Genomic DNA, 25349 nt, shown 5'->3' with positions numbered 1-25349 from the left:
GTCGTGGCGAGCACGGCCTCGATCGGGCGGTCAGGGCGTGGCGGCGAGGTTGGGCAGGGTCGGCGGAGAGACCTTGGGACAGATCTCGCGTTGCTCGCCGGGGGGCGCGAGCGGATCCGGGCCTTCTCTCGGGCACGAGCGCGGGCCGTTTGCGATGGCGTCGTGCTCGCGGTCGTCCGGGGTCCATTCGCGGTTGATGCTCGGCGCGTTCGCGAGCCCCTCGGCGCACGCCGCGGAGGCGGCGACGAGGAGCAGCGCGAGCGCGGCGCGGATCGAGGAGCCAAAAGAGCGTTTCATAGGCACATCCCATCTCCCCACGTGGCCGGCGCTGGCCGCGTCGGTCCGCGGAGGTCGTCAGGGTTTCCCGACGGGGTTCACGGTCCGTGCCAGGTCGAGGCCGCCGGGCTGAACGGGCTGCCAGGCAGCCCCTCGCGACCGCCGCCGGCCGCGGCTCGTCGCGGGCCGTCGAGCCGAGCGCGGCCACGGCGGCGCCAGGCTCGGCGCACAGCCCGCGCGCGGCTTGCGTCCCCGCGCAAATGCCCAAGGTGGTCGGCGGGGGGGTCCGCGCGGAGCGCGACCCCGGAAGGAGTGTCGATCATGGCGAGAGACGTCATCGAGGTGCTCAACGATCTCATCCAGCTCGATCGCGACGCGATCGCCGCTTACGACCAGGCCATCAAGGCGTGCGAGCACGCTCAGACCAGGGAGATGCTCGCGAGGTTCAGGGACGATCACGGGCGCCACGTCGTGGATCTGAGCGCACACGTGACGTCGCTCGGCGGCGCCCCGGCGGCGAGCCGCGACCTCAAGGGCAAGCTCATCGAAGGGTTCACGGCGATCACGAGCATGGGAGATCAGAGCGCGCTGCTCGCGATGCGCGGCAACGAGGAGCTGACGAACCGGCAGTACCAGGGGGCGCTGAACGAGTCGCTCACGACCGAGGCGCGGGCCATCGTCGAGCGCAATTACGCCGATGAGCAGCGGCACCTCGCGTGGATCAAGGACGCGCTGTCGCGGAAGGTCTGGGAGCGGGCCGCCTAGGCGGACGGTCGGCCTGAGGTGGTGACGAAGACGATCGGAAACAGGTTTTACGCTGGGGGGGTAATATGAAGTCGAATCGGTCCATTCATCTCGCGCTCGCCATGGGCGTGCTCGCGGCCGCGCCGGCGCTCTCGGCCGCTCAGACGGGCAGCACGAGCCCGCCGCAGCAGCGCGAGTCGGGCACGCCGGGAGCGGCCCAGGGCGGCGCGCAGCAGCAGGGCGGCAGCGGGCACCAGGGCGGCGCCCGCGGGGCGGCGCAGGGCGGCGCGCAACAGGGCGGCGCGCGGCAGCAGGGCGACCAGCCTGGCGCGAGCGGTGGGCAACGCGCGCAACAGCAACAGCAGCAGCAGCAACAACAGGGGCAACGCCAGAAGAAGGCGATGACGCTCAAGGAGCAGATTTCATTTAAAGTCGAGGAAGGGTGCACCTACACCGCTTCCGTGAACGGCCGGATCGACCCGGCCCCGGCGGGCAAGGCGCAGCAGCCCTCGGGCGCTCAGCCGGGCGGCGGCCCTCAGGGGCGAGGCGGCGCGGGCGCGCAGGGCCAGACCGGCGGCGCGGCGCAAGGCGCTACCGGCGGCAGCCAGGCTCAGGCCGGCGGCGCTCAGGATGGCAGCCGTGACACCGGCGGCAGCCAGGCTCCGGCGGGCGGTGCTCCAGGCGGCAGCCAGGCCGGCGGCGCTCAGGGCGGCAGCCAGGCCCATGCAGGCGCTCAGGCCGGCGGCGGCCAGGCGGACGGCGCGCAGGGCGGGGGCCAGGCAGGCCCAGGGGCCGGCGGCCAGGAGAGGGTGAAGCCCAACCTCACCGTCTCCGCCTCGATGAGCTGCCCGAACACGCCCGAGCTCCGGGTCACGGACACGCTGAAGACGGACACCGCCGTCACGCGCTCGGAGCTCGAGGGCATGATCTCGCGCCGGGCGAGCATCGCGACCCAGAAGAGCGGGCGCTTCTGCATGTATGTGCCGCAGTTCGAGCTGACGAGCGAGAGGCTGAGCGGCCGCGGCATCGCGCAGCTCTGCCGCGTGCCCGCGGCTGATCAGAAGCAGGGAATGCGGTGAGCCCGAGGTCCTCCGCGCCCGCGAGAGGCGAGGACGTCCGCGCTCGAGAGGCGCGGAGCGACGAGAGCGCTCGTTGATCTCAGGCGCGCGCCGGCGCTCGGCAGGCGCGCGCCGGCGCGGCGCTCAGCGGCGGATCAGAGCAGGGGGCAGGATTGCTGCCTGGCGATTACGAAGGAGCGCACGGGGTAAGTCGTCCCGCTCTGCGCGTAGAAGGTGCCGCCCGAGGTGACGCTCCAGGTGTGTCCGGTCAGGGCTCCCGTCGTCGCATCGGCATAGATACGCATGTAGGCCGTCCCCACCCCGCCCCTGAACGTCCCGGTGCACGAGCCTGGCGCCGAGGCGACGAAGCGGCTGTCGGCATAGACGGTGCTGCACCCATGCACCGAGGTGGTGGAGTCGACGATCGGCAACGCCCATTGCGTGGAGCCGCTGATCTTCGGGTTGAGCGCGGTGATCTGCTGCGGCAGCCCGGTGACGATGGCGGTGTGCCCGCTGTAGGTGCCGGTCGCGTCGATCACCAGGACGTCGCCCGGGAGGATGTCCGCGACGCTCGCGATCGGCGTGAAGTCATCGCCCGGGTCAGTGCCTGCGACGTCGATCAGATCGACGGCGTTATCGTAGTAGACACCGGAGCTCGGGCTGGGTGACCCCCAGAGCAAGGCGATGTCCGAGGACGGATAACTCCAGACATTCTTCTGGATGAGCGTGTAGAGCGCGGCGCCGCTGGCGAGCGGCGTCTGAGCGTTGGCGAGAACGATCGCCTCATCAGCGATCTCCTGGCACGCCTCGGCGGGCGCGGCGCCGAGCGCGACGAGAGAAGCAGCAGCAGAGACCATCAGGAGACGAGCAGCATTGCTGAGCATGAAGTACCTCGGTTGACGGTTACCACGTTGCCGTTCCGCAGGCCGAGCAGATTCGGTTGAGGAGGTCGATCGTGTACAGCAAGAGAATCGCACCTGGTCGGGTCGAGCCTAGCATCCAATGTTTACTGTCAATACACGGCATCCGTCAACATGCTTCGAACATTTCCCGAGGCGTTGATTCATTTTCATGTGCTCATGTAGGACACAAGAGCTCTTCGGCCGGCACCGCCGGATAGTGTCCACCCGTTGATGGCGACCCCGAGTCATCGACTCAGCCACCTCGCGGCTGACGCTGCGCGCCAGCGACCGCGAGGGACGGCGTCGTGAGGCATCGGTCTCGGAAGCTCGTCCCGCTGGAATCCAGCAACACTCGATTCGCTGAGCGCTGGGGCTCAATGCATCTGCGATGGGGTGGGGCCCAAGGAGAGAGAGGGGCGAGAGGCCGTTCACGATGAGCCGCGCGCCCCAGGCGGCCGAGAGGCTCGCGTCCAGGGCGCGCCGGGGGGCGGACGATGGCGGGGCGGCCGGGGTGCGGCGCGGCCATGTGAAAGGCGTTTCGCTGCGGCACCGCTGCGGTCTCGCAGCGGCGCGGGGCGCCGCGGCCGGTGCAGAGGAGCTAGGCCCAGGGGGAGAGATGGACCGGGACGGCTCACCCGAGTGGGGCGGTTGCCGCTCGCGTGGGCCCCCTCGCGTCCGTGCGGGGCGAGATCGCGATCGCGGCTGCGGGCGAGAGCCGGCGGACGGCGGATACGCCGTCTGGCGCCCGGTGCTCCGTGACCGCAACAGCCGCCCCGCGCACCGGCCCCAGCATGCCCCCGCGCGTATTGACCGCGTGAGCGCGACTGGGTAGGCAGTGGTTCGTGCCAGGCGCTCGCGATACCAGCACCACGCTCTCGTCGTCGTCCGAGTCCCGCGAGCTCTCGGAGCGCCCGAGCAGCCCGCATCTCTACCTCGTGCTCGAGAGCCATCGTCCGCTCGCGCCGCCAGCACGCATGTCTCTCCACGGCTTCGACGAGGTGGTCGTCGGCCGGGGCCGGCCGCGAGCCTTCTTGCGCCGAGACGAGGGCGCGCGCCGCATCCTCGAGGTCCGCTCCGAGGATCAACGGATGTCGTCGAGGCACGCTGTCCTCCGGCGGTCGACGAGGCAATGGGAGCTCGAGGACCTCGGTTCCAGGAACGGTTGTATCGTCAACGGCGTCCAGCGGACGCGCGCCGAGCTCGTCGACGGCGATGTGATCGAGATCGGCTACACCTTCTTCATCTACCGCGAGGCGGTGTCCCTCGAGGAGGGGGAACCCTCGCTGCTCGACGGCGCCAGCCTGCCGCCGTCCGTCCCCGGGTTGTCGACCATGGTGCCGGCTCTCGGCCGGATCTTCGCGCGGCTCTCGCTGATCGCGCAATCGACCGTCCCGGTGCTCGTCGAGGGAGAGAACGGGACCGGCAAAGAGCTCCTGGCACGGGCGATCCACGAGCTCTCGGGCCGCACCGGCGAGTTTGTCCCGGTCAACAGCGCGGCGCTGCCGCGCGAGCTCATCGAGGACGAGCTCTTCGGGCATCGCAAGGGAGCCTTTACCAGCGCGGTGGCGGACACCCCCGGCCTCGTGCGCGCCTCCGATCGCGGGACGCTCTTCCTTGACGAGATCGGCGATATGCCAGCGCAGGCGCAGGCCGTCCTGCTGCGGGTGCTCCAGGAGCGCGAGGTGCGCCCGGTGGGGGCCACGCGCGCGCTCCGCGTGGATCTGCGGGTGGTCGCGGCGACGCACCAGCCGCTCGACCGGATGGTCGAGGACGGCAGGTTCCGGGCGGATCTGCTGAATCGGCTCACCGGGCACCGCGTCGAGCTGCCGCCGCTGCGCGCCCGGCGGGAGGACCTCGGCCTCCTGCTCGCGGCGCTCCTGCGCCGCGCCGATCCAGAGCTCGCCGGGGAGCTCCGGATCCGCCCTCGCGCGGTGCGGGCGCTGCTTCAGCACAGGTGGCCTGGGAACGTCCGCGAGTTGGACAAGGCGGTATCCTCGGCGATCCTGCTCGCCAGGGCCGAGCGAGAGATCGGGCTCGATCACCTGCCGTCGAAGTTGCAGGAGGCCCTCGGCGGCGCCGCCGCTGCCCGGAGCAGCGAGGACGACGCCAGGCGCGATACGCTCCTCGGTCTCCTTCGGCAGCACGAGGGCAACATCGCGGCCGTGGCGCGCGCGATGGGCAAGGAGCGCATGCAGATCCACCGCTGGCTGAAGCGGTACGGGATCGACCCGGACAGCTTCCGGGCGAGCGACGATCGCTGAGCTGACGCGACGTGTCCGGCGGGACAGACGGCGTACCGCTCAGCCCCCTGCCCTGACCGGGAGCTCAGCGCGCCCCCGCGGCCCCCGTTGGGCCTGTTACGCCTGTTACGCCTGTTGCGCCTGAGTTACGGGGACGAGCTGGCTGGGCGACGTCGATCTGTCGGGAAGTCGTCGGACGCGCCGCCGCGAAGCTGCCGCGAGGGCCAGTTTCCCATGGCGGGTCCGCGCTCCACATCCAGGCGCATTCCTCGATGATCTGAGCGGCACGAGCCTCTGGCAGCTGGCCCGACGCCGCGTGTAGCCGCGTGGCTCGGCGATTGCTCACCTCCCGGGCGCTGGCGATCGCGCGCTCGCCCTGCCGGGCACAGTCGGCCCAAGGCTCGCCCCTGGCCGCGTCGCGCGAAGCCGCGAGAACCACGCAGCTCAGCCGGAGGAATCGTCACGTGAAGCCGCTGCTTTCCGAGCGATCGCGCCTGCAGTCCCGCCTTGCCCTGCTCGCGCTCATCTTGATCGGATGTGAATCTCCATCCGAGGCGCCCGTCGTCGGGTCGGACCCCGTACCGAGCCATGTCCTTTGGGCCCGGGATCTGGTGGATAACATAGAGCCCGAGCGCAACGAGTACGGAAGCAACCCGAGCTACGTCCTCTGGGCGGGCGTCGACGGGGCCGACGAGTACGAAAACCGCAGCGTGTGCGGGACCTTCGTCACGCACACGCTGCGACACGCCCATGGCTTCTCGACCTCGGACATCGACGCGTGGTTCGGGAGCACGAGCCCGAACGCTGCTAGATACCACGACACGATCGCGGCGGAGATCGGGTTTCGAGCGATACGGGACGTGCGCCGGATCGCCGCCGGCGACATCCTCGCGGTGAAACATCCGGACGAGAGCGCGCCTTCAGGGCATGTCGGCATCCTCGCGGGCCCGGCCGAGGAGCGCGCCCCGACGGCGCCGCTCGTGCCGGGAACAGCACAATACGCGGTCGAGATCCTCGACTCGAGCAGCTCCGGCCACGGGGAGACCGACACCAGGCGAAATCCGGACGGATCGTGGCATGACGGCGCAGGCGCGGGCGTCATGCGCCTCTACGCCGACGAGGATGGGCAGATCGCGGGGTACACCTGGAGCGAGGACCCATCGTCCGTGTATCATCCCACCTCGGATCACGCCCTCGTCGTCGGCAGATTGCGGTGAGCCACCCGCGCGCTTCCACCGCGAAGCCGCGGCGCGCGTGAACGGCTATCCCCAGCGAGACGCCGGCTCGCGCGCTTCGGACGCTACCCGCCGCGCTCGCCCCCCGGGGAGGGAGCGGGCTCGTAACCAGGTGAAGAGCCCGCCGGCCGCGCGCCTCTCCAGCGCTGGCGGCGCCCCCTCAAGGATTCGCCGGAGGCGCGAAGTCCGCCCCGCGAGCCTGTTCGACACGGCGCAGGCATGCGTCCTGTTGAGCATGCGCGGTGGCCTCGGGGACGTTCAGGATCTTGATCCTGCGCTCGACGGACATGCAGTAGGTGGTCGCGGTCCACAGCCTGGGATCATCGACGCCGCGAAGCGGGTCGAGGTCGGCCCATATCCATACGCTATTGTCATCGGAGGCGGCGGCGATGCTCTTCCCATCCGGGCTGAACACCGCGTGGTTGTACGCCATACCGGCGCCGCGGAGGACCAGGGGGTCACCCGTACCGTCAGCGTTCCACACCCGCACGGTCTTGTCCTGAGATGCGGTGACGATATGCTTGCCGTCAGGGCTGAACGCAGCCGAGATGACCCAGTGGTCGTGGCCGCGCAGCACTACCGGCTCACCCGTGCCGTCGGCGCTCCAAACGCGCGCCGTCCTGTCCCACGACGCCGTGACGACCCGCTTGCCGTCAGGGCTGAACGCGGCCGAGTTGACCCGTTCCTCATGACCGCGCAGCACTACCGGCTCACCCGTGCCGTCGGCGCTCCACACGCGCGCCGTCCTGTCCCACGACGCCGTGACGACCCGCTTGCCGTCAGGGCTGAACGCAGCCGAGTTGACCCGTTCCTCATGACCGCGCAGCACCACCGGCTCGCCCGTACCGTCGGCGCTCCACACGCGCGCCGTCTTGTCCCACGACGCCGTGACGACCCGCTTGCCGTCTGGGCTGAATCCTGTGGAATAGACGCCATCCGCATGACCGCGGAGCACCAGCGGCTCGCCCGTAGCGTCGGCGCTCCAGATACGCGCCGTCTTGTCCCATGACCCGGTGATGATCCGCTTGCCGTCAGGGCTGAATGCCGCCGAATAGATCCGATCGTCGTGACCGCGAAGAACCAGAGAAGCACGCGTATCGCCCGTGCGCCACACGCGCGCCGTCTTGTCCGCCGAGGCGCTGACGATGCTCTTGCCGTCGGCGCTGAACGCCACCGCATAGACCCCGGCCTCGTGACCGCGGAGCACGAGGAGATCGCCTGTGCCATCGACACTCCACACGCGTGCCGTCTTGTCCCATGATGCGCTGACGATGCTCGTCCCATCAGCGCTGAATTTCGCTGAATAGATACCATCCTCGTGCCCTCGGAGCACCAGGAGATCACCTTTGCCGTCAGCGCTCCACAGCTGCACCGTCTTGTCCCATGACGTCGTGACGATACGCTTACCATCCGGGCTGAACGCCGCAGAGTAGACCCCCGCCTCGTGGCCGCGAAGTACCAGCGGCTCGCCCGTGCCGTCGGCGCTCCACACCCGCGCCGTCTTGTCCCACGATGCGGTGACAATACGCCTCCCATCCGGGCTGAACGCCGCAGAGTAGACCGCGCCGGCGTGACCGCGGAGCACCAGGGGCTCGCCCGCACCATCAGCGCTCCACACGCGCGCCGTCTTGTCATGCGATGAGGAGACGATGCGCTTGCCATCCGGGCTGAACGCCGCAGAGTAGACTCCGGCCGCGTGACCGCGAAGCACCAGGGGCTCGCCCGCACCATCGGCGCTCCATATACGCACGGTGTGGTCGAAGGACGCGGTCACGATGCGCTCGCCGTCGGCGCTGAACGCCGCGGAATGGATCCGATCGGCGTGACCACGGAGCACCAGCGGCTCGCCCGTGCCGTCGGCGCTCCACACGCGCGCCGTCTTGTCGAAAGACGCCGTGACGATGCGCTTGCCGTCGGGGCTGAACGCCGCCGACCAGACCCGATCCTCGTGGCCGCGGAGCGCCAGGGGCTCGCCCGTGCCGTCGGCGTTCCACACGCGCGCGATGTTGTCGAAGCACGCGGAGACGATGCGCTTCCCATCGGGGCTGAACGCCGTTCCCAGGACGGCCTCCGGATGCGTGAGCACCACCCGGGCGACCCCGGCCTGCAGCGCTCCGCGCGAGAGCTCGGACCACCCTCGCGGCACCTCCGGCGGCTCCACCTCGCGCAGCAACGCGAGCGCCGTCGTCGGATCCGCCTGCTGCTCGCGCGCCGCCGCGATGCGCGTCGCATTGCGCGCCTGCCGCGCCTCGGCCTGCGCGCGCTCCGCCTCCTGGTCCGCGCGCGCAGCCTGCCGCGCGGCCATCGCGGCCTCCTCGTGCGCCCATTTCGCCGCTCGATCGGCGCGCACCGCGAGGTACGACACCGCCACGGCGGCCGTCGCGAGCCCTCCTATCGCGCCCATCGCGATCCTCCAGCGCCGGCGCCGCGCGCGCTGGGCCAGCGCGATCACCGCCTTCAGGTAGCGCTCCTCTCCGAGCGCGAGCTCGCCGGAGTACCGCGCGCGCCAGCGCTTCGCGTCCGCCGCCGCCTGCCCGCGCCAGAGCAGACCTTCAGACCGGCCGCTCGCCTCCCACTGCGCGGCCGCGCTGCGGAGCCGCGACAGGAACGCCGCGTCCTCCTGGCTCTCGGCCACCCACCGCGCCAGCGTCGGCCAGGCCTCGATCAGCGACTCGTGCACGATCTCCACCGTCGCCTCGGCCGCACCGCCGCCCTCGACCGTCAGCAGCCGGGCGTCGATGAGGCGGCTCAGGACCCGATCCCGGTCCGACGGCACCGCGGAGAGCTCACACAGCTCGCCCAGCGTGCACAGGGCCCGTGTCCGCTCGGGGGTCACGAGCCGGAGCAGCGCCGCACGCGCCAGCGTCCGCTCGCTGGACGACATGGCGTCGAGCACCGCGTCGGCATGGCCGGCGAGCGTCCCGGCGACGCCGCCCATCCGCCGGTAGCTCGCCTCGGTCAAGGCGCGCCGCGCCCGATCGCGCTGCTCCCACAGCTTGGCCGCGGTGAACGAGAGCAGCGGCAGCGCGCCCGCGGTGTGCTCCAGCTCGTCGAGCATCTCCTCGACCAGCTCCGGCGGCTCGAACCGATGCTCCACCGCCTCGAGCGGCCGCAGCAGCGCCTCGCGCAGCCCCTCGCGGTCCATGGGCGACAGCAGCATGAGCCCGCGGTTCAACCCGGTCGTGGCGGCGTGCGCCTCGGCGACGAGGTCGAGGAAGTCCGAGCGCAGCGTGAGCAGCACGCGGAGCGGCGAGCCCGGGTCGTCGGCCACGCCGGCGAGGCACGCATAGAACGCGGCGCGCTCTCGCTCGCCGCCCCGCGCCAGCGTGTAGAGCTCCTCGAACTGATCGACGAAGAGCACGGCGCGCTTGAGCTTGCGCCGAGCCCGCGCGCGGAGCTGCGCGCCCAGGAACCCCGGCTCCGCGCGCAGCTTCGCGATGAGCCCCTCGCGGTCCTTGCCTCCCGGGGCGGACGCGTCGCGCGCGGGGCGGGCGGCGTCCTGCGTCGACGTCTCGAACTCGCGGGCGAGCAGCAGCTCGGCCAGGGCGGCCAGGGGATGAGCGCCCGGGCGAATGGTGAAGGACTCCCACGCCTCGCCCGTGCGGCCCAGCGCGGGGATCACGCCGGCGCGCACGAACGACGACTTCCCTGCCCCCGACGGCCCCACCACGGCGATGAGCGGCTGCTCGGCGAGCCGCGCGACCACCTCGGCGACCGACCGGGCGCGGCCGAAGAAGCGCGACGCGTCGCTCTCCTGGAACGCGGCCAAGCCAGCGTAGGGGTTGTGCTCCTCGCCCGCGGAGGGCCTCGACCACGCTGGCGCGAGCGCTTCGAGCTCGGCGAGCAGCTCGCGGGCGCTTCCGAGCCGGTCCTCTCGCCGCTTGATCAGGCATCGATCGATGATCGAGGTCAGCTTGCCGAGGTCCGGGCGCATCTCGCGGAGGCTCGGCATGGGGACATTGAGGCGGGCGATCGTGGACAGCTCGTAGAGCGACAGCGGCGAGAGCGGATGCCGGCCGAGCACGAGCTTGGCCAGCAGGATGCCGGCCGCCCAGATGTCGGTGCGGTGATCCACGGGGCCCCCGCCCCATTGCTCCGGCGACATGTACGGCGCGGTTCCGAGCCGGGCGCCGGCGCCGGTCAGCACGAGGGCGTTGGCGTCATCGTCGAGCAAGGTCTCCGCGAGCGCGACGTCGGCGGCGCCGTCGCGCTCTCCGTCGCGCGCGCCCAGCAGCTTGGCGAGACCGAAATCGAGCACCTTCACCGTGCCCGTATCGCTGATCATGATGTTGGACGGCTTCAGATCGCGGTGGACGATGCCGCGCTCGTGAGCGCAGACCAGCGCGCGGACGACCGGGATCATCAGCTCGACGGCGCGGCCCGGCGGCAGGCCGGCGGCGGCCGGCGCCGAGGGGGGCGCCTCGGCGTCCTCCTCGTCCCGCTCGCCGTCCAGGCCATCGCGTTGTTTGTTGAGGAGCTCGCTCAGCGTCTTGCCCTTGATGTACTCGAGCACCATGTAGGGCCGGCCGTCGTGCTCGCCGAGCTCGTGGATCACGACGATGTTCTCATGGCTGATGTGCGCGGTGGCGCGCGCCTCGATCAGAAAACGCTGCGCGCGCTCGCCGCTGTGCTTGAGGAGGACTTTGATGGCCACGAGGCGACCGAGGCGCGTATCGCGGGCGAGGAACACGGTTCCCATGCCGCCGCTGCCGAGAGCACGGATGAGCTCGTAATGGCGGATGACAGAGCCCGCCGCGATCGTGCTGCTGGCTTGCGGAGCGCCGGCTGAATCTGCAACGACAGCGGTGGTGACCGGTGCGGCGGGGGGCTCGAGAGGCGCGTCCGGTGCGCGAGGAGTCGGGTTGTCCTGCGGGGCTGGCTGCGCCACGTGGCTCGCGCGCCGCATCGCGTGGACAATTCCGGTGAGTGTGTCGACGCGAGCGTTCGGGGCTTCGGAATGCTTCGACATATTGCTCACGATGCTCAGGGAGCAAGTCCCCATCCTATCCAATGGTATCCATGACAAGCCGCAAAGAGACCTGAACACACAGAATCCAGATTAACAATGAGCCATCGAAGCGAACCAATATTCGTCATCTACATATCGACGCCACAAACCAAAACCCACTTCGAGCTGTCCTCGCCGCGCAGGACCACCGTGTGATCGCCGACCGCGATCGGCCCTTCCCACGGCGTCGTGCCCACCTCGAACCATCCACCATCACGGCGAGCGCCCTGCCTCTCCGCTCCGCGACGCGCTGCCGGCCGGACGCGACGAGCGGCGCGCAACCACGCTCGTCGTTTGACCGCCAGCCACCGATGCGGCGCTCTCGAACGGCTCGAACCTGTCCTTGGAAATGCGGACCACGGGGGTACCCGCAACGACGCTCAGCGGCGCGGCCGACGGATGTGCCCCGCGAGCTCGTTCGTCGATCACGACGGCTGCGCCCGGCTCGGCCCTGACGAGCGCGATCGTCCCGCCCCCGTCACGGAGCGCGAGCACCGCCTTTTGTGCTGCGGTCTTGACAGCGGCCGGGAGAGTGTCCCCGTACGTCGCAAGCAGCCCCTCGAGCGCCTCATCGAAGCGCCCGAGGTTCATCAGGCAGGCACCGGCGCTCGAGGTGGCGCTCCAGGTCGCGTAGAGCCGCCTCGACTCGAGAAACTCCGCGAGCGCGGCGTCCCACGCGCCCTCCAGCAAGAGGCGACGCCCCCGTCGAAAACGCCCCTCCGCCTCCTCCCTCGCGCCGGTCTCGTATGGCGCAGGCACCGGCGCGCTCGGCGCCGCGACCGCGACACCACCGCCTAGAGGCGGCACCGTCGGCGGCGCCACGCGACGCGCGGAAGGCTGGGCGGCGAGCGGCGCCGACACAAGCTCCAGCGTCAAGAGGGCCGCGCAGGCCCAGGCGAAAAGGGAGCGGCGGAGCATCGTTCGGAACCGTCGTGAAGCGCAAAGCGATAATGCAGCGGCAGCGCCGGATCAATCACGGCGCTTGCGAAACGATGCTACACCGACGCGACCGGACCCATCCGCGCAAGGATGCTCCTTACGCCTTTGGGATACCTCCTTGATCTCTTCCGGCGCATCTTCGGAGTGCGGCGCGCAGCCCCGCGGAGCGCTCGTGGCGCCTTAACGCCGCCCCTTCGCGCGGGTCGACCCGCGGCCCAGCAGCCGTTTCCGGCTCGCTCTCAGGCGCCACGGACGCAGGCGCCCTCCGCTGGGTACACGCGTCCAACTGACCGGCTAACCTGATGACTCTACGCGTCTTTTTCAGACGCCATGCGCGCCGGCGCGCCGGCGCTCCACGACCGCGCGCGCCGCGTGAGAGGGCTCGTGAACGCGCCGAGCCCGTGGTATATAAGCTTCCTGACGGGACGACTGCGGCCCGTACGGCGCAGAATGAGCGACCGCACCACGGTAGAGCACCTTCGAGAACGCTGCGGTTATGAACGCCAGAACGCTCAACGGTAGGTACCTGCTGGGCTCGCTGCTCGGCGAGGGGGGGATGGGGGCGGTCTACGAGGCCGAGGACCTCGCCGAGAAGCGGCGCGTCGCCGTGAAGCTCATCAACCCGGAGCGCGCGGAGCGCAGCGGCTCCGCCATCGGGCGGTTCGAGCGCGAGGCGAGGGTCGCCGGCGGCATCGACACCGACCACATCGCGCGCGTGCTCGACAGCGGCAAGGACGCGGAGAGCGGCGCGCCCTTCATGGTCATCGAGCTGCTCCGCGGCGAAGACCTCGGCCAGCTCCTCGGCCGGCTCGGCCCGCTGCCGCCGCCCCTCGCCCTCCGGATCGTCGCGCAGACGTGCGTGGGCCTGCAGAAGGCGCACGAGGCCGGCGTCATGCACCGGGACATCAAGCCGGCCAACCTGTTCCTCGCGCGCCGCGAGGGAGAGCCGACGATCACGGTCAAGCTGCTCGACTTCGGCATCGCCAAGATCAGGCGGCCCCACGGCTCCGAGGACCCGTCGACGGGCCTCACCCAGACAGGGACCATGCTCGGGACCCCGCGGTACATGTCGCCGGAGCAGGCGCGGGGGCGCAGAGAGATGGACCACAGGACCGACATCTGGTCGCTCGGGATCGTCCTCTACCGCGCCCTCGCAGGCCGCACGCCGCATGAACATATCGAGGCGTTCGTCGAGCTCATCGCCGCGCTCGTGCAGGAGCCGCCCCCGCCCGTGCAGGACTTCGCGCCGTGGGTCTCGCCCGAGATCTCCAGGATCGTGCACACGGCGCTCCAGCACGACCGGGAGCGGCGCTACCCGAGCGCCGCCGCGATGCTCAAGGCGATCCTACCGCTGCTCGACGGGGATCTCACCATCGACGAGAGCATGCTCGTTCCCCTCACCGAGACCGAGCGCGCGATGGTGGCCGACCGACCCGACATCGCGACGACCATCGGTGTGACCGCCCGCGACGTGAATACAACGACGCTCACGTCGAGCAACACCATCCCTGAGCCCCCCGCAGCAGCCGCGGCGCCGCAGCCGAACGGGCTGGCGTGGCGTCGCATGTGGCACGCGGCCGGGATCAGCGTGTTGCTCGCTGGGAGCCTCGGCGCCTACACCGTGGTTCGAGCTGTCAACGGCTTCGCGCAGGGCGGCGCCTCCCAGGCGTCACCGCAAGCGACAGCCGAGCAGCCCGCGCCCAGACGCCGCGTCAACCTGGTGGTGCTGCCCGCCGACGCTTCGGTGGAGATCGATGGGCGCCCCGCGACGATGCGGGACGGCATCCTCGAGCTCGAGGGCGAGCTGGGCAGCATGCGCCGGGTTCGCGTCTTCAAGGGCGAGGTGGAGATCGTCGCGGACGTCGCGGTGACGGAGTTCGGCGCGCATCCGACCAAGCTCGAGCTGCCACAAGCGCCTCGCAAGGATGGAACGGAAGACGCATCGACCGCGCCGTCCCTCGCCTCGACGAGCGCCGCGGCGCCGAACGGCTCCAGCCCTCCGAAGCGCGCGCCCTAATCCTCCCCGCTCGTCCCGAAGAAATTCGAGTAGTCGCTGGTGCTCCGCGCAACGGCGTCGACGACGACGCGCGCAGCGGCCGGGTTGCGACGGGTGCGGGAACTCTGTCCTCGCCCTCGCGGAGATTCCCCGGTCCATCGGGGCGAGCGCGTCATCGCGTGCCCGGCTGGGTTAGGTGAGATAGGCGGCGAGGCGTACTGGGAGCGCCGCGAGGCGGCTTCACCCAGCCGCCTCGCCCGTCTCTCCGCCCTCAGTACGGCAGCTCATCCAGCGCAGGCACCTCCGGCGGCCGCCCCCGCGCGCCGTTCTTCCCGGGCCGCGCGGTGGCCGGCACCGCGGCCCCGGGCTGCGTCGCCTCGCCGTCGTCCTCCAGCCCGGGCGGCGGCTGCGCCATGGACCGGCGCCCGGTGAAGCGGAGCTCCCGCGCGATCACCTCGGTGCGGTAGCGCCGGATCCCGTCCTTCTCGTAGCTCGACGTCCGCAGCCCGCCCTCGATCAGCACGCCGTCGCCCTTGGTCAGCACCTTCGCGAGCGCCTCGGCGCGCGGCCCCCAGAACACGATGTTGTGCCACTCGGTGCGCTCCTTGGGCTCCTTGTTCTTGTCGACGAACGACTCGTTCGTCGCCATGCGCAGCTGGAGCACCGGCGTGCCGTTGCCGGTGTAGCGCAGCTCCGGATCCGAGCCGAGATTGCCCATGAGGATCACCTTGTTCATTCCGTCGTTCATGATGCGCTCCAGATCGTGATGTTGTTGTCGTCGTAGTCGTTTGCTGTCGTTTCTTGTCGTCTGCTGTCGATTACGTGGTTTGCTGTCGATCACGTAGTTGGCTGTCGCATTCCGCTGTCACCCGTCGCTCGATATCGCTCGAGCGCCGTCCATCGGGATCTCCTGCTGCCTCGCGCCTCTCTCCACGAGGCGCGGTGTCTCCCCGTGAGCAAACCGTCGTTCGACCCGAGCGGGCGGCGCCCGGCAGCCCCGGGCCGCCGGCGCGCCGCCCGCTCGGGCTCACGCATCCATCGCCGCGCTGGCGCCGGGCCGCGCCGGCGCGGCCGCGTCGACGGCCGCGCGGAGCGACGTGGCCAGCGTCGGCTTGCCGATCAGCGCCTCGCGGGCGCGCTCCCTCCCCTGCCCGATGTGCTCGCCCGCGAACGACAGGTGCGCGCCGCTCTTCTCCACCACCCCGAGCTGGCACGCGAAGTCGATGAGGTCCGCCGCGCCGTCGATGCCAGCGCCCCAGCGGATGTCGAACTCGGCCTCTCGGAAGGGCGGAGCCATTTTGTTCTTTACCACCTTGACACGTGTCCTCGACCCTATGGCCTCGTCGCTCACCTTCACCGGCCCCACCCGACGCACGTCGAGCCGCACGCTCGCGTAGAACTTGAGCGCGTTGCCGCCGGTCGTCACCTCGGGGTTGCCGAAGACGACGCCGATCTTCTGCCGGAGCTGGTTGATGAAGATGAGCGTCGTGTCCGTCCGGTGGCATATCCCCGTGAGCTTCCGCAGCGCCTGGCTCATCAGCCGCGCCTGGAGGCCCATGTGCGACTCGCCCATGTCGCCCTCGATCTCGGCCTTGGGCGTGAGCGCAGCCACCGAGTCGACGACGATCACGTCGACCGCGCTCGAGCGCGCGAGCATCTCGACGATCTCCAGCGCCTGCTCGCCGTTGTCCGGCTGCGAGACGAGGAGCCGGTCGATGTCGACGCCGACCGAGCGCGCATACGTGACGTCGAACGCGTGCTCGGCGTCGATGAACGCGGCGACCCCGCCCGCCCGCTGCGCCTCCCGCATCGCGTGGAGCGTGAGCGTGGTCTTCCCCGACGACTCCGGGCCGTAGATCTCCACGATCCGCCCGCGCGGGTAGCCGCCGATCCCGAGCGCCGCGTCCAGCGACAGCGAGCCGGTCCGGATCAGGCCGATGTCCCTGGTCTCGTTCTCATCGTTCAACGACATGATCGCCCCCTTCCCGAACTGCTTCTCGATGGTGCCGACGACGGTCTTCACGGTGCGGAGCTTCTCAGCGATCTCGGTCATCATCTTGGTCTCTTCCTTTCAACGTGCCTTCGTTGCGTGTCGCGTGCTTCGCGTGCGCGCCCCCGAGCGCGCGAACAGCCGATTCGACGCGGCCGTCGGGGCGGCCGCGATCGCGCCTGCGTCGCTGCAGGCGCGATGATCTTGGGTCGCGCGGCAGGCTCAGGCGCCCGCCGCGGCGGTGACGGGCGGAGGCCCGGACGCGGCCTCGCGGTCGAACAGCCGCGCGCCGATCGCCTCGGCCACGTGCGCCGCGCGCACGGCAGCGCTCCTGTCCATGTCGGCGAGCGTCCGGGCGACCCGCAACACCTTGGTGTACGCCCGCGCCGAGAGGCCGAGCCGCTCCACGGCCGACGCGAGCACGCGCGCCCCGGAGACGTCCGGCATGGCCACGCGCGCGAGATCCCGCGGGCCGAGCTCGGCGTTGTGCGTCGCCGCGACCTCCCCCGCCTCGAAGCGCGCGCGCTGCGCGGCCCGGGCCTCGACCACGCGCGCCCGCACCGCGGCCGAGCTCTCGGGCGCGTGCAAGGGCGCCCGGCCGTCGTCCATCGCCGTCCCGAGCGGCGCGCACAGGTGAGCGACGTCGACCGGAGGCAACGCGATGTGCAGATCGATGCGATCGAGCAGCGGCCCGCTCAGCCGCGCGCGGTAGGCGCGCACGCGGTCGAGGGAGCAGACGCAGCGATTCCCGCGATCCCCGTAGAAGCCGCAGGGACAAGGGTTGATGGCGGCGACCAGGATCGGACGCGCGGGGAAGACGACGCGGGCGCGCGCGCGACAGAGGGCGACCGTGCCCTCCTCGAGGGGCTCGCGGAGGGCCTCGAGGACGCCGCGGCGGAACTCGAGGAGCTCGTCGAGGAACAGGCAACCATGGTGGGCCAGGGAGACCTCGCCCGGGCGGATCGGATCGCCGCCGCCGACGAGGCCCGCGGCGCTCACGGTGTGGTGCGGGGCGCGGAAGGGGCGCGCCGCGACGAGGCCCCGGTCCGGGGAGAGCAGCCCGGCGACCGAGTGGATCGCCGTGATGTCGAGCGCCTCCTCGTAGGACATGGGCGGCATGATCGTGGGCAGTCGGCGAGCCAGCATGGTCTTTCCGCTGCCCGGCGGGCCCAGCATGATGAGGTTGTGTCCGCCGGCGGCCGCGATCTCGAGCGCGCGGCGCGCCCCGTGCTGGCCGCGGACCTCGGCGAGATCCACCGCCGCGGCGCTGGGCTCGGCGACGACCGTGGCCACGGAGCCGGCGCCGGGGAGGGCCTTGTTGCCGCGGAGGTGCGCGATGACCTGGCCGAGGTGCTCGGCGATGAAGACGTCGACGCCGGCCACGCTCGCCGCCTCGCGCGCGTTGCCGTGAGGCACGATCGCGCGCAGGATCCCCTGCTCCGCCGCGCCGCGCAGCGCCGGCAGCACGCCGCGCACAGGGCGCACCGCGCCGCTCAACGAGAGCTCGCCGAGCAAGCCGATCTGATCGAGCCCTCCGGCCGGGACCTTGCCGAGCGCGGCGAGCGCGGCGATGGCGATCGCGAGGTCGTACGCGCCGCCGCTCTTCTTGAGGTCTGCCGGGGCGAGGTTCACGGTGATCACATATTCGTCGAGCTCGACGCCGAGTTGCTGGAGCGCGGCGCGGACGCGCACGCGGCTCTCTCGGACGCTCGCCTCGGCGAGGCCCACCATCTGAAAGAACGAGGGGCCGCGGCCGGAGTCGACCTCCACGCGGATGGGGTGGGCGTCGAGCCCGAGCAGCGAAAACGTGAGCGCCGTGGCCTGCATGTCCGAGCCCTTTCGCGAACGGCGTGCCAGGCAGGGACGCACGCAATTTCAGGGACTTACGGGCAGCCAGGGGTGGCGGATGCGGCGGAGGGGGTGGCGGCCGCCAGGGGCGCCGGGACCGAGGCGCTCGCGGGCCCCTCCCCCCGGCACACCCACGTTGGGTTCGCGGCAGGTCGACACGGCCGCTCTCGGTTCCTCAGGCAGGCAGCGCCTGGCGCGCTCGGCACCTCATTACGTGCGCCAGGCGTGCTTGGTCAGGAATAGCAAGAAAGGTTCTCACGAATGCTCCGGTGGGTCGGCGGGCCTCATCAGACGAGCATCGATCTCCCGACTTGATGCCTCGCCAACTCTTCTCGCGTCGAGTAGAGAGGAGCGCATGCCGGGAACACCGCACGAGGTGCTCATCGTCGCGCTGCGGGACCGTCCAGCGCTGCTCGCCGACCTCTTCCAGCGGATCACCGGTAGCTCGTTCGGCACGCCGGCCGAGGCGGTCGATGCCACCGTGCGTTTCACCAGGGCCATCGAGGTTCGTCCGGACCTGCTCCTGCGTTCGCGGCGGCCGGGGTGGGTGATGGTCGAGATCCAGAACTCCATCGATGAGCGCAAGCGGAGGAGCTGGCCGCTGGCGGTCAGCGTGCTCGTCCATCAGGAGAAGGCGATGGGCGAGGTGATCGTGATCACGGCCAGCCGCCGCGTAGCCTCGTGGGCGAAGCGGGCCGCGCGCTTTCGCGGCGAGCTCGGCACGCGTTTCGAGCTGACGCCGCGGGTGCTGCTCCTTTCGGGTCGGCGCGTCGAGGCGCTGCTCGATCCGGCGCATCCGGAGCTCGCGCTCTTCGCCGCCTGGGCCGTGCACCACCGCCACGGGCCCGCTGCGCGCAGGGTCGTGGTGCGCGCCTTGGAGCTCACCGAGCAGCACCTCGCCGACGAGCCGTTGCGAGACGCGCAGGCGCGTGCGATCCTGGCCGTGCTGAGCGACGCCATGCTCGCCTCGCTCAGGGAGCTGGCCATGGATCCGAGCAAAGTCCCTGAAACCCAAGCGTCTCGGCGTTTCCGGCTCTTCTTTGAAAAGCGCGGGAGAGCCGCGGGCAAGGCGGAGGGCAGGATCGAGGGCAAGATCGAGGGCATGCAGGAGGCCCTGCTCGCCGTGCTCGACGCGCGCGGCCTGTCGCTGACGGCTGAGGAGCGCGCTCACGTCAAGGCCTGCACAGTCCCGGCGGAGCTCGATCGATGGATCGCCCGCGCCGCAACGGCCGCCTCCGTGAGCGAGGTGTTCGCGCCGGAACCGGCCAGGGCGGCACAGCGCTCGATCCCGGGGAATCGCTCGCGCGTCCCGGAGCGGAAGGGGCGTACGTCGCCGACCCCGCGGAAGCCGACGCGGGCGTCGTAACGAACGCGCCGGCTTCCCCGGCCGGCATCCGCGGGCCACCGGCCGCTGGCCGCCGTCGGCACTGGAGGTCCTGGACGCGCTCACCCTGCGTGCGCACGCACGCGGCGTTGCGCCCTCCCCGCGCGGGCGGACTGCTGCCCGGCACGCATGCCCGAAGCCTCCGCCGTCGCGCCTTACGCGCGTGCGCGAGCTCCCTCATTGACACGGCTGCGCGCAGAGCACAGGGAGGGTCCGAGCCAGAACGAATGCGCTGCCATGGTGCCCCGGCGGGGGCGATCCGGCGAGGGGGAGCGGCCCCTGACCGCCCGCCCCGCAGCCGCGATCGCCCGGCCCGCGCAGGAGGACGCGCTCATGCGTGTTGCCAGCGATATCGGCGGGACGTTCACCGACCTCGTCGCCTTCGATGAGGAGACAGGAGAGCTCTCGCTCGCCAAGGTCCCCACCACACCGGACGATCTTACGCGAGGTGTCCTCGAGGCCCTCGATCCGGCGCGGATCGACGCCGCTCGCATGGGGTCCTTCATCCACGGCACCACCCTGATCATCAACGCCCTCACCGAGCGCAAAGGCGCCCGGACGGGGCTGCTCACGACGCGGGGCTTTCGCGACGTCCTGGAGATCGGCCGGGCCAACCGGCCGGACATCTACAACTTCTCCTTCCGCAAACCCGAGCCCTTCGTCCCTCGAGACCTCCGCCTCGAGGTCACCGAGCGGCTGGACCACAAGGGCGAAGTGCTGACGCCGCTCGACGAGGACAGCGTGCGGCGCGGCGTCCGCGCGCTCCTCGACCGGGGCGCCCGCGCCATCGCCATCTGCTTCCTGCACGCCTACCGGAACCCAGCCCACGAGCGCCGCGCCGCCGAGATCGCCCGGGCAGAGGCCCCCGCCACGCCGGTGACCGCGTCGTCCGAGATCACGCGGGAGTGGCGCGAGTACGAGCGCACGAGCACCGCGGTGCTAAACGCCTACGTCCAGCCGCTCGCCGCCGTGTACCTGAGCGGCCTGGAGAGCCGATTGACCGGACGCGGCGCGGCGAGCTCATCGCTCCATGTCATGCAGTCGAGCGGCGGCATCACGACGTTCCTCGAGGCGGGCGCCGCGCCCATCCGCCTCGTCGAGTCCGGGCCTGCAGGCAGCGTCCTCGGCGCCATCGCCCTCGGGCAGCTCCTCGGGCAGCGCGACATCATTTGCCTCGACATCGGGGGCACGACCGCCAAGTGCGCCGTCCTCCAGGGCGGAGAGGCGCGCGTCACCACCGAATACAAGGTGGAATGGACCCCGACGTCCCCCGGATACCCCCTCATGATCCCGGTGATCGATATCGCGGAGATCGGCGCAGGCGGCGGATCCATCGCCCGTATCGACGAGGCCGGACGGCTGGAGGTCGGCCCGCGATCGGCAGGCGCTGTGCCGGGGCCGGCCTGCTATGGTCGAGGTGGAGAGGAGCCGACCACCACCGACGCGAACCTCCTGTGCGGCCGCATCAACCCCGCGTACTTCCTCGGCGGCCGCATCCCGCTCGACGTGCAGGCCGCCCGCAGGGCGATCCGCCGCATCGCCGCGCCCTGCGGTATCACCGAGGCCGAGGCCGCGCGCGGGATCGTCCGCCTCGCAAACGCGATCACGGAGAGCCTGCTCAGGCGCGTGACCGTCCGCCGCGGGCATGATCCGCGGGAGTTCGCGCTCGTCGCCTTCGGCGGCGGCGGCTCGATGCACGCCTCGGCCCTGGCGCGCAGCCTCCGGATCCGACGGGTCATCATCCCGGTCGCACCCGCGCATTTCTCGGCCTGGGGCATGCTCATGGCCGACGCGCGGGTCGACCTCGTGCGGACCGCGCTGGTGCGCGTCGAGCCCTCGCAGACAGCGGCGCTCGCCGCGCTCCTCCGGGAGCTCGAGCACGAGAGCAGCGCCCTCGTCTGCCGGGGAGGAATGGCCCCGGCCCGCGTCTCCGCGCGCCGCTTCGCCGAGCTGCGTTATGCCGGTCAGGAGCATACCGTCAAGGTCCCGCTCCCCGACGGCACGCTGGACAGCGCTGCGCTGAACGAGACCCTGAGGCGCTTCCACGCCCTCCACGAGCAGCGTTACACGTTTCGCCTGAACGTGGCCGTGGAGATCGTGAGCCTCCACGTCGCAGCCGTCGGCGCCGTGGACAGGCCGCGTCCGGCGCGGCTCGATCGCTCCCCGCCGGATCCCACGCCCGCGCGCAAGGGCGCTCGCGCCGTCGACTTCGACGAGCTCGGCGTGCTGGAGAGCCCCGAGTACGAGCGCGCTCGCCTGAGGCCGGGCATGAGCGTCGAAGGACCCGCTGTCGTCGAGGAGCCGGCCGCCTCGACGATCCTGTCTCCAGGAGATCGCCTCACCGTGCACGAGCAGGGCAGCCTCCTCATCGACATCGACGCCGCAGCCCGGTGAAGCGCGCCTCGACCCCTCAGCCAACGGATCTGCCATGAGCACGAGAACGAGGATCGATCCCTTCACGCTCGAGATCATCAAGAACGATCTCGTCGCCGCGGGCGACGAGATGTTCCACGCGCTGCAGCGGGCCGCCATGAGCCCCATCATCTACGAGGTCCTCGACTATGCCGCCGGGCTCACGGACGCGCGCGGAGACCTCCTCACCCAGGGCAACGGGGTCGCCGACTTCATCGGCGCGCTGAGCTTCGGCGTGGCCCACGTCCTCGACAAGTTCGGCAAAGAGCGCCTGGCCAGCGGCGATGTCGTCATCCTGAACGATCCCTACGTGGGCGGCGGCACGCACCTCTCCGACGTCGCGCTGATCATGCCGATCTTCCACGAGGGCGAGCTCGTCGCGTTCGCCGTGGACAAGGCGCACTGGACCGAGGTGGGCGGCAAGGATCCGGGCTCCTGGACCACGGACGCGACCGACGTGTTCCAGGAAGGGCTCCAGTTCCCAGGCATCAAGCTCTTCAATGCCGGCAGGCCCGACGAGGGGCTCCTCGAGCTCATCCGGGCCAACGTGCGCACGCCCGACGCGACGCTCGGCGACCTGTACGCCTGCGCGGGCGCGCTGCGCGTGGGCGAGCGCGCGCTGCACCGTATCCTCCGCAAGTTCGGCAAGGGGACCGTCCTCCACGCCATGCAGGAGCTCCTCGGCGAGGGGGAGCGCAGGGCTCGCCTGGAGCTGGAGAGGCTCCCCCGCGGGACATACGAGGCGACCGACTTCATCGACGACGACGGCCTCGGCAATGGCCCGTTCGAGGTGCGGGTGAAGGTGACGATCGACGACAGCTTCCTCTGCGACTTCACAGGGACGAGCGCGCAGGTGCCGGGACCGATCAACTGCGGCCGAACCGGCCTGCATTCCGCGGTACGCCAGGCCTGGAAGGCGATCACCGATCCGCAGCTTCCGACCAATGAAGGCGTATTCCGGCCGGTCCGGGTCGTGTGCCCTCCGGGGACGATCTTCACGGCCGACAGGCCGGCCCCGGTCTCCACCTACTGGGAGACCATGCAGTACGCGACGGATCTCGTCTGGAGAGCCCTGGCGCACCTCGCCCCGCGCCGCCTGACCGCCGGACACTTCCTCTCCGTCTGCGGGACGATCATCCATGGCATTCACCCCGACGATGGCACCCCCTACCTCCTCGTCGAGCCGCAGGCGGGCGGCTGGGGGGCGGGCGCGGACAAGGACGGCGAGAACGGCCTCGTCTGCGCCGGCGACGGAGAGACCTACATGATCCCCGTCGAGATCTGCGAGGCCCGCTACGGGCTCCGCGTCGAGCAGTATGCGCTGGATATCGTGGACGGCGGGGCCGGCGAGCGACGCGGCGGGCGAGGCCTCGTGCGCGACTACCGCGTCACGTCGGCGTGGGCGAAGGTGACCGCGACATTCGGTCGGCATCGATTCCCGCCATGGGGCCTGAACGGCGGCCAGCAGGGCTCGCCCAACTACCTGGAGCTCGTGCACGAGGACGGCAGTCGGACCGCGATCGGCAAGTGCGCCCGCCACCTCCTCGAGCGGGGTGAGCTCTGCCGGCTGCACACGGGCACCGGCGGCGGGTACGGCGATCCGGCGCGGAGGAGCCGCGAGCGCGTGCTCGACGATCTGCGCTGCGGCTACATCACCGAGGATCAGGCCAGGCGCGATTACGGCCTCGACCCTGCGCATGAGCCAGCAATCAAGGCCCTCCGCTCCGAGGAGGGATGAGCCTCACGGCGCCCTGTGGAGGAGACCGCTCATGCGCATGGGCATCGACGTCGGCGGGACCAACACCGACGCTGTCATGATGGACGGCAGCGAGGTCGTGGCGAACGTCAAGGTGCCCACCACCACCGATGTGAGCTGCGGTGTCCTCGACGCCGTGACGCGCCTGCTGGCGCGAGCGCGGGTACCGCTCGGCCAGATCCGCGGCGTCATGGTCGGCACCACCCACTTCACGAACGCGCTCGTCGAGCGCCGCCGGCTGCAGCAGGTCGCGGCGGTGCGGCTCGGGCTGCCGGCGACCGCGGCCCTGCCGCCCATGGTGGACTGGCCTCTCGATCTGCGGAGCGAGCTCGGCGACCACGGCTTTCTCGTCCATGGAGGCCACGAGTTCGACGGTCGCAGGCTGTCGCCCGTCGACGCCGGCGAGCTGCGCCGCGTCGCCCGGGAGATCGGCCGAAGGGGCGTCCGCTCCGTCGCGATCACGAGCGTCTTCTCACCGGTCAACCCCGAGGCCGAGCTCGAGGCCGCGGCGATCCTGCGCGAGGTGCTGCCGGACGCGTCGCTCAGCCTTTCGCACGAGATCGGCCGGATGGGCCTCCTCGAGCGCGAGAATGCGTCGATCCTGAACGCATGTCTCCAGGATCTGGCGAAGACGACCATCCGCGCGCTCCGTGAGTCGCTGGCGCAGGCCGGCGTCTCGGCGCCGCTCTACCTCGCCCAGAACGACGGCACCCTGATGAGCGCCGACCGGGCGGAGCGTTCTCCGGTGAGCGCCCTGTGCTCCGGTCCCACGAACTCGATGCGCGGCGCCGCGTTCCTCACGGGCATCACGGACGCGATCGTGGTCGATATCGGCGGCACCACCACCGACGTGGGCGCGCTGCGCCGCGGGCTCCCGCGCGAGGCGTCGATGACACTCCAGGTGGCCGGCGTGCGCTGCAACTTCCGCATGCCCGATGTGCGCTCCATCGGGCTCGGCGGCGGCACTCGCGTGCTCGACGCCCCTCTCCGGATCGGGCCGCGGAGCGTCGGCCACGAGCTGGCTCGCCGAGCGCTGGTGTTCGGCGGCGACACCTTGGCAGCCACCGACATCGCCGTGGCCGCGGGGTTCGCCGCGATCGGCGACCGCGCGAGGGTCGCGCATCTGTCAGGCGAGCTCGTCGCGCGCGCGGCCGAGCGGATCCACGAGATGGTCGAGGCCGCCGTCGATCGGGCCAAGCCGGCGGCGGGAGACATGCCGGTGGTCCTCGTGGGCGGCGGCGCCTCGCTGATTCGCGGGCCGCTCCAGGGGATCTCCGAGATCATCAGGCCTCAGCACGCCGAGGTCGCCAACGCGGTCGGCGCCGCCATCGCGCAGGTATCCGGCGAGGTGGACCGGATCGTCAGCCTGGAACGCGTCTCCCGGGAAGACGCGCTGGCCGAGGCGCAGGCGGAGGCGATCGCGAGGGCCTCCGCCGCCGGCGCCGACCCGGCCAGCGTCCAGCTCGTCGACGTCGAGGAGGTGCCGCTCGCCTACCTACCGTCGAACGCGACCCGGATCCGGGTCAAGGCGATCGGCGATCTCCGGAGCGCGTGAGGAGGC

The 25349-nt window shown here is 71.1% G+C and carries 16 protein-coding genes; 9 read left to right on the top strand and 7 right to left on the bottom strand.

All coding sequences use genetic code 11. The features are described 5' to 3' along the window. Positions 1 to 30 precede the first annotated feature (30 nt). Positions 31 to 297, bottom strand: coding sequence for a hypothetical protein (locus tag WMF33_RS15280; RefSeq protein ID WP_061627755.1), 267 nt, complete (start codon positions 295 to 297; stop codon positions 31 to 33). A 300-nt stretch (positions 298 to 597) separates the two neighbouring features. On the opposite strand from WMF33_RS15280, the gene WMF33_RS15275 reads away from it, so the two are divergent. Beyond that, positions 598 to 1041: a PA2169 family four-helix-bundle protein gene (locus WMF33_RS15275; protein WP_020735094.1), complete on the top strand. Its 444-nt coding sequence runs from the start codon at positions 598 to 600 to the stop codon at positions 1039 to 1041. A gap of 65 nt (positions 1042 to 1106) precedes the next feature. Beyond that, a complete protein-coding gene (locus WMF33_RS15270; RefSeq protein WP_437337809.1) occupies positions 1107 to 2099 on the top strand; it encodes a hypothetical protein in 993 nt (330 codons plus the stop codon). A gap of 134 nt (positions 2100 to 2233) precedes the next feature. Here the strand turns inward: WMF33_RS15270 and WMF33_RS15265 are convergent, their stop codons facing one another. Then, positions 2234 to 2962, bottom strand: a complete 729-nt coding sequence (locus WMF33_RS15265) for a hypothetical protein (protein ID WP_437337808.1) — start codon at positions 2960 to 2962, stop codon at positions 2234 to 2236. 860 nt (positions 2963 to 3822) lie between these two features. Between WMF33_RS15265 and WMF33_RS15260 the strand changes: the two genes are divergently transcribed. Next, positions 3823 to 5241: a sigma 54-interacting transcriptional regulator gene (locus WMF33_RS15260; RefSeq protein WP_437337807.1), complete on the top strand. Its 1419-nt coding sequence runs from the start codon at positions 3823 to 3825 to the stop codon at positions 5239 to 5241. Positions 5242 to 5831: 590 nt separating this feature from the next. Next, on the top strand, positions 5832 to 6437 hold the full coding sequence (locus WMF33_RS15255; RefSeq protein ID WP_437337806.1) for a hypothetical protein: 606 nt from the start codon (positions 5832 to 5834) through the stop codon (positions 6435 to 6437). Positions 6438 to 6615: 178 nt separating this feature from the next. Here WMF33_RS15255 and WMF33_RS15250 read toward each other — a convergent pair whose 3' ends face one another. Then, on the bottom strand, positions 6616 to 11424 hold the full coding sequence (locus tag WMF33_RS15250) for an nSTAND1 domain-containing NTPase (RefSeq protein WP_437337805.1): 4809 nt from the start codon (positions 11422 to 11424) through the stop codon (positions 6616 to 6618). A gap of 252 nt (positions 11425 to 11676) precedes the next feature. After that, entirely contained in the window at positions 11677 to 12153 is a 477-nt protein-coding gene (locus tag WMF33_RS15245) for a PEGA domain-containing protein (protein WP_437337804.1), read from the bottom strand. Between the two features lie 745 nt (positions 12154 to 12898). Between WMF33_RS15245 and WMF33_RS15240 the strand changes: the two genes are divergently transcribed. Beyond that, positions 12899 to 14419, top strand: coding sequence for a serine/threonine protein kinase (locus tag WMF33_RS15240; protein WP_437337803.1), 1521 nt, complete (start codon positions 12899 to 12901; stop codon positions 14417 to 14419). A 250-nt stretch (positions 14420 to 14669) separates the two neighbouring features. Here WMF33_RS15240 and WMF33_RS15235 read toward each other — a convergent pair whose 3' ends face one another. The 3 genes from WMF33_RS15235 to WMF33_RS15225 form a co-directional block, all read right to left on the bottom strand. Further along, positions 14670 to 15146, bottom strand: coding sequence for a single-stranded DNA-binding protein (locus WMF33_RS15235; RefSeq protein WP_061627762.1), 477 nt, complete (start codon positions 15144 to 15146; stop codon positions 14670 to 14672). A gap of 279 nt (positions 15147 to 15425) precedes the next feature. After that, complete coding sequence (recA, locus tag WMF33_RS15230) at positions 15426 to 16454, bottom strand: recombinase RecA (RefSeq protein ID WP_437337802.1); 1029 nt, start codon at positions 16452 to 16454, stop codon at positions 15426 to 15428. A gap of 156 nt (positions 16455 to 16610) precedes the next feature. After that, positions 16611 to 18215 (bottom strand): YifB family Mg chelatase-like AAA ATPase, encoded by a 1605-nt coding sequence (locus WMF33_RS15225; RefSeq protein ID WP_437337801.1) that lies wholly within the window; start codon positions 18213 to 18215, stop codon positions 16611 to 16613. 250 nt (positions 18216 to 18465) lie between these two features. Here WMF33_RS15225 and WMF33_RS15220 point away from each other — a divergent pair, with 250 nt between their 5' ends. The 4 genes from WMF33_RS15220 (at position 18466) to WMF33_RS15205 (ending at position 25343) form a co-directional block, all read left to right on the top strand. Continuing rightward, the gene (locus WMF33_RS15220; protein ID WP_437337800.1) at positions 18466 to 19602 is read left to right on the top strand and encodes a hypothetical protein; all 1137 of its coding nucleotides are present in this window, start codon (positions 18466 to 18468) and stop codon (positions 19600 to 19602) included. 351 nt (positions 19603 to 19953) lie between these two features. Beyond that, positions 19954 to 22014: a hydantoinase/oxoprolinase family protein gene (locus WMF33_RS15215; RefSeq protein WP_437337799.1), complete on the top strand. Its 2061-nt coding sequence runs from the start codon at positions 19954 to 19956 to the stop codon at positions 22012 to 22014. Positions 22015 to 22048: 34 nt separating this feature from the next. Then, positions 22049 to 23770 (top strand): hydantoinase B/oxoprolinase family protein, encoded by a 1722-nt coding sequence (locus WMF33_RS15210; RefSeq protein ID WP_437337798.1) that lies wholly within the window; start codon positions 22049 to 22051, stop codon positions 23768 to 23770. 31 nt (positions 23771 to 23801) lie between these two features. Beyond that, positions 23802 to 25343 (top strand): hydantoinase/oxoprolinase N-terminal domain-containing protein, encoded by a 1542-nt coding sequence (locus tag WMF33_RS15205; RefSeq protein ID WP_437337797.1) that lies wholly within the window; start codon positions 23802 to 23804, stop codon positions 25341 to 25343. Positions 25344 to 25349: the final 6 nt, after the last annotated feature.

The organism is Sorangium sp. So ce394 (genome assembly GCF_051474665.1).
In the GTDB taxonomy this organism is placed as follows: domain Bacteria; phylum Myxococcota_A; class Polyangia; order Polyangiales; family Polyangiaceae; genus Sorangium; species Sorangium cellulosum_D.
This window is presented reverse-complemented; position numbering and strand designations above follow the sequence as displayed.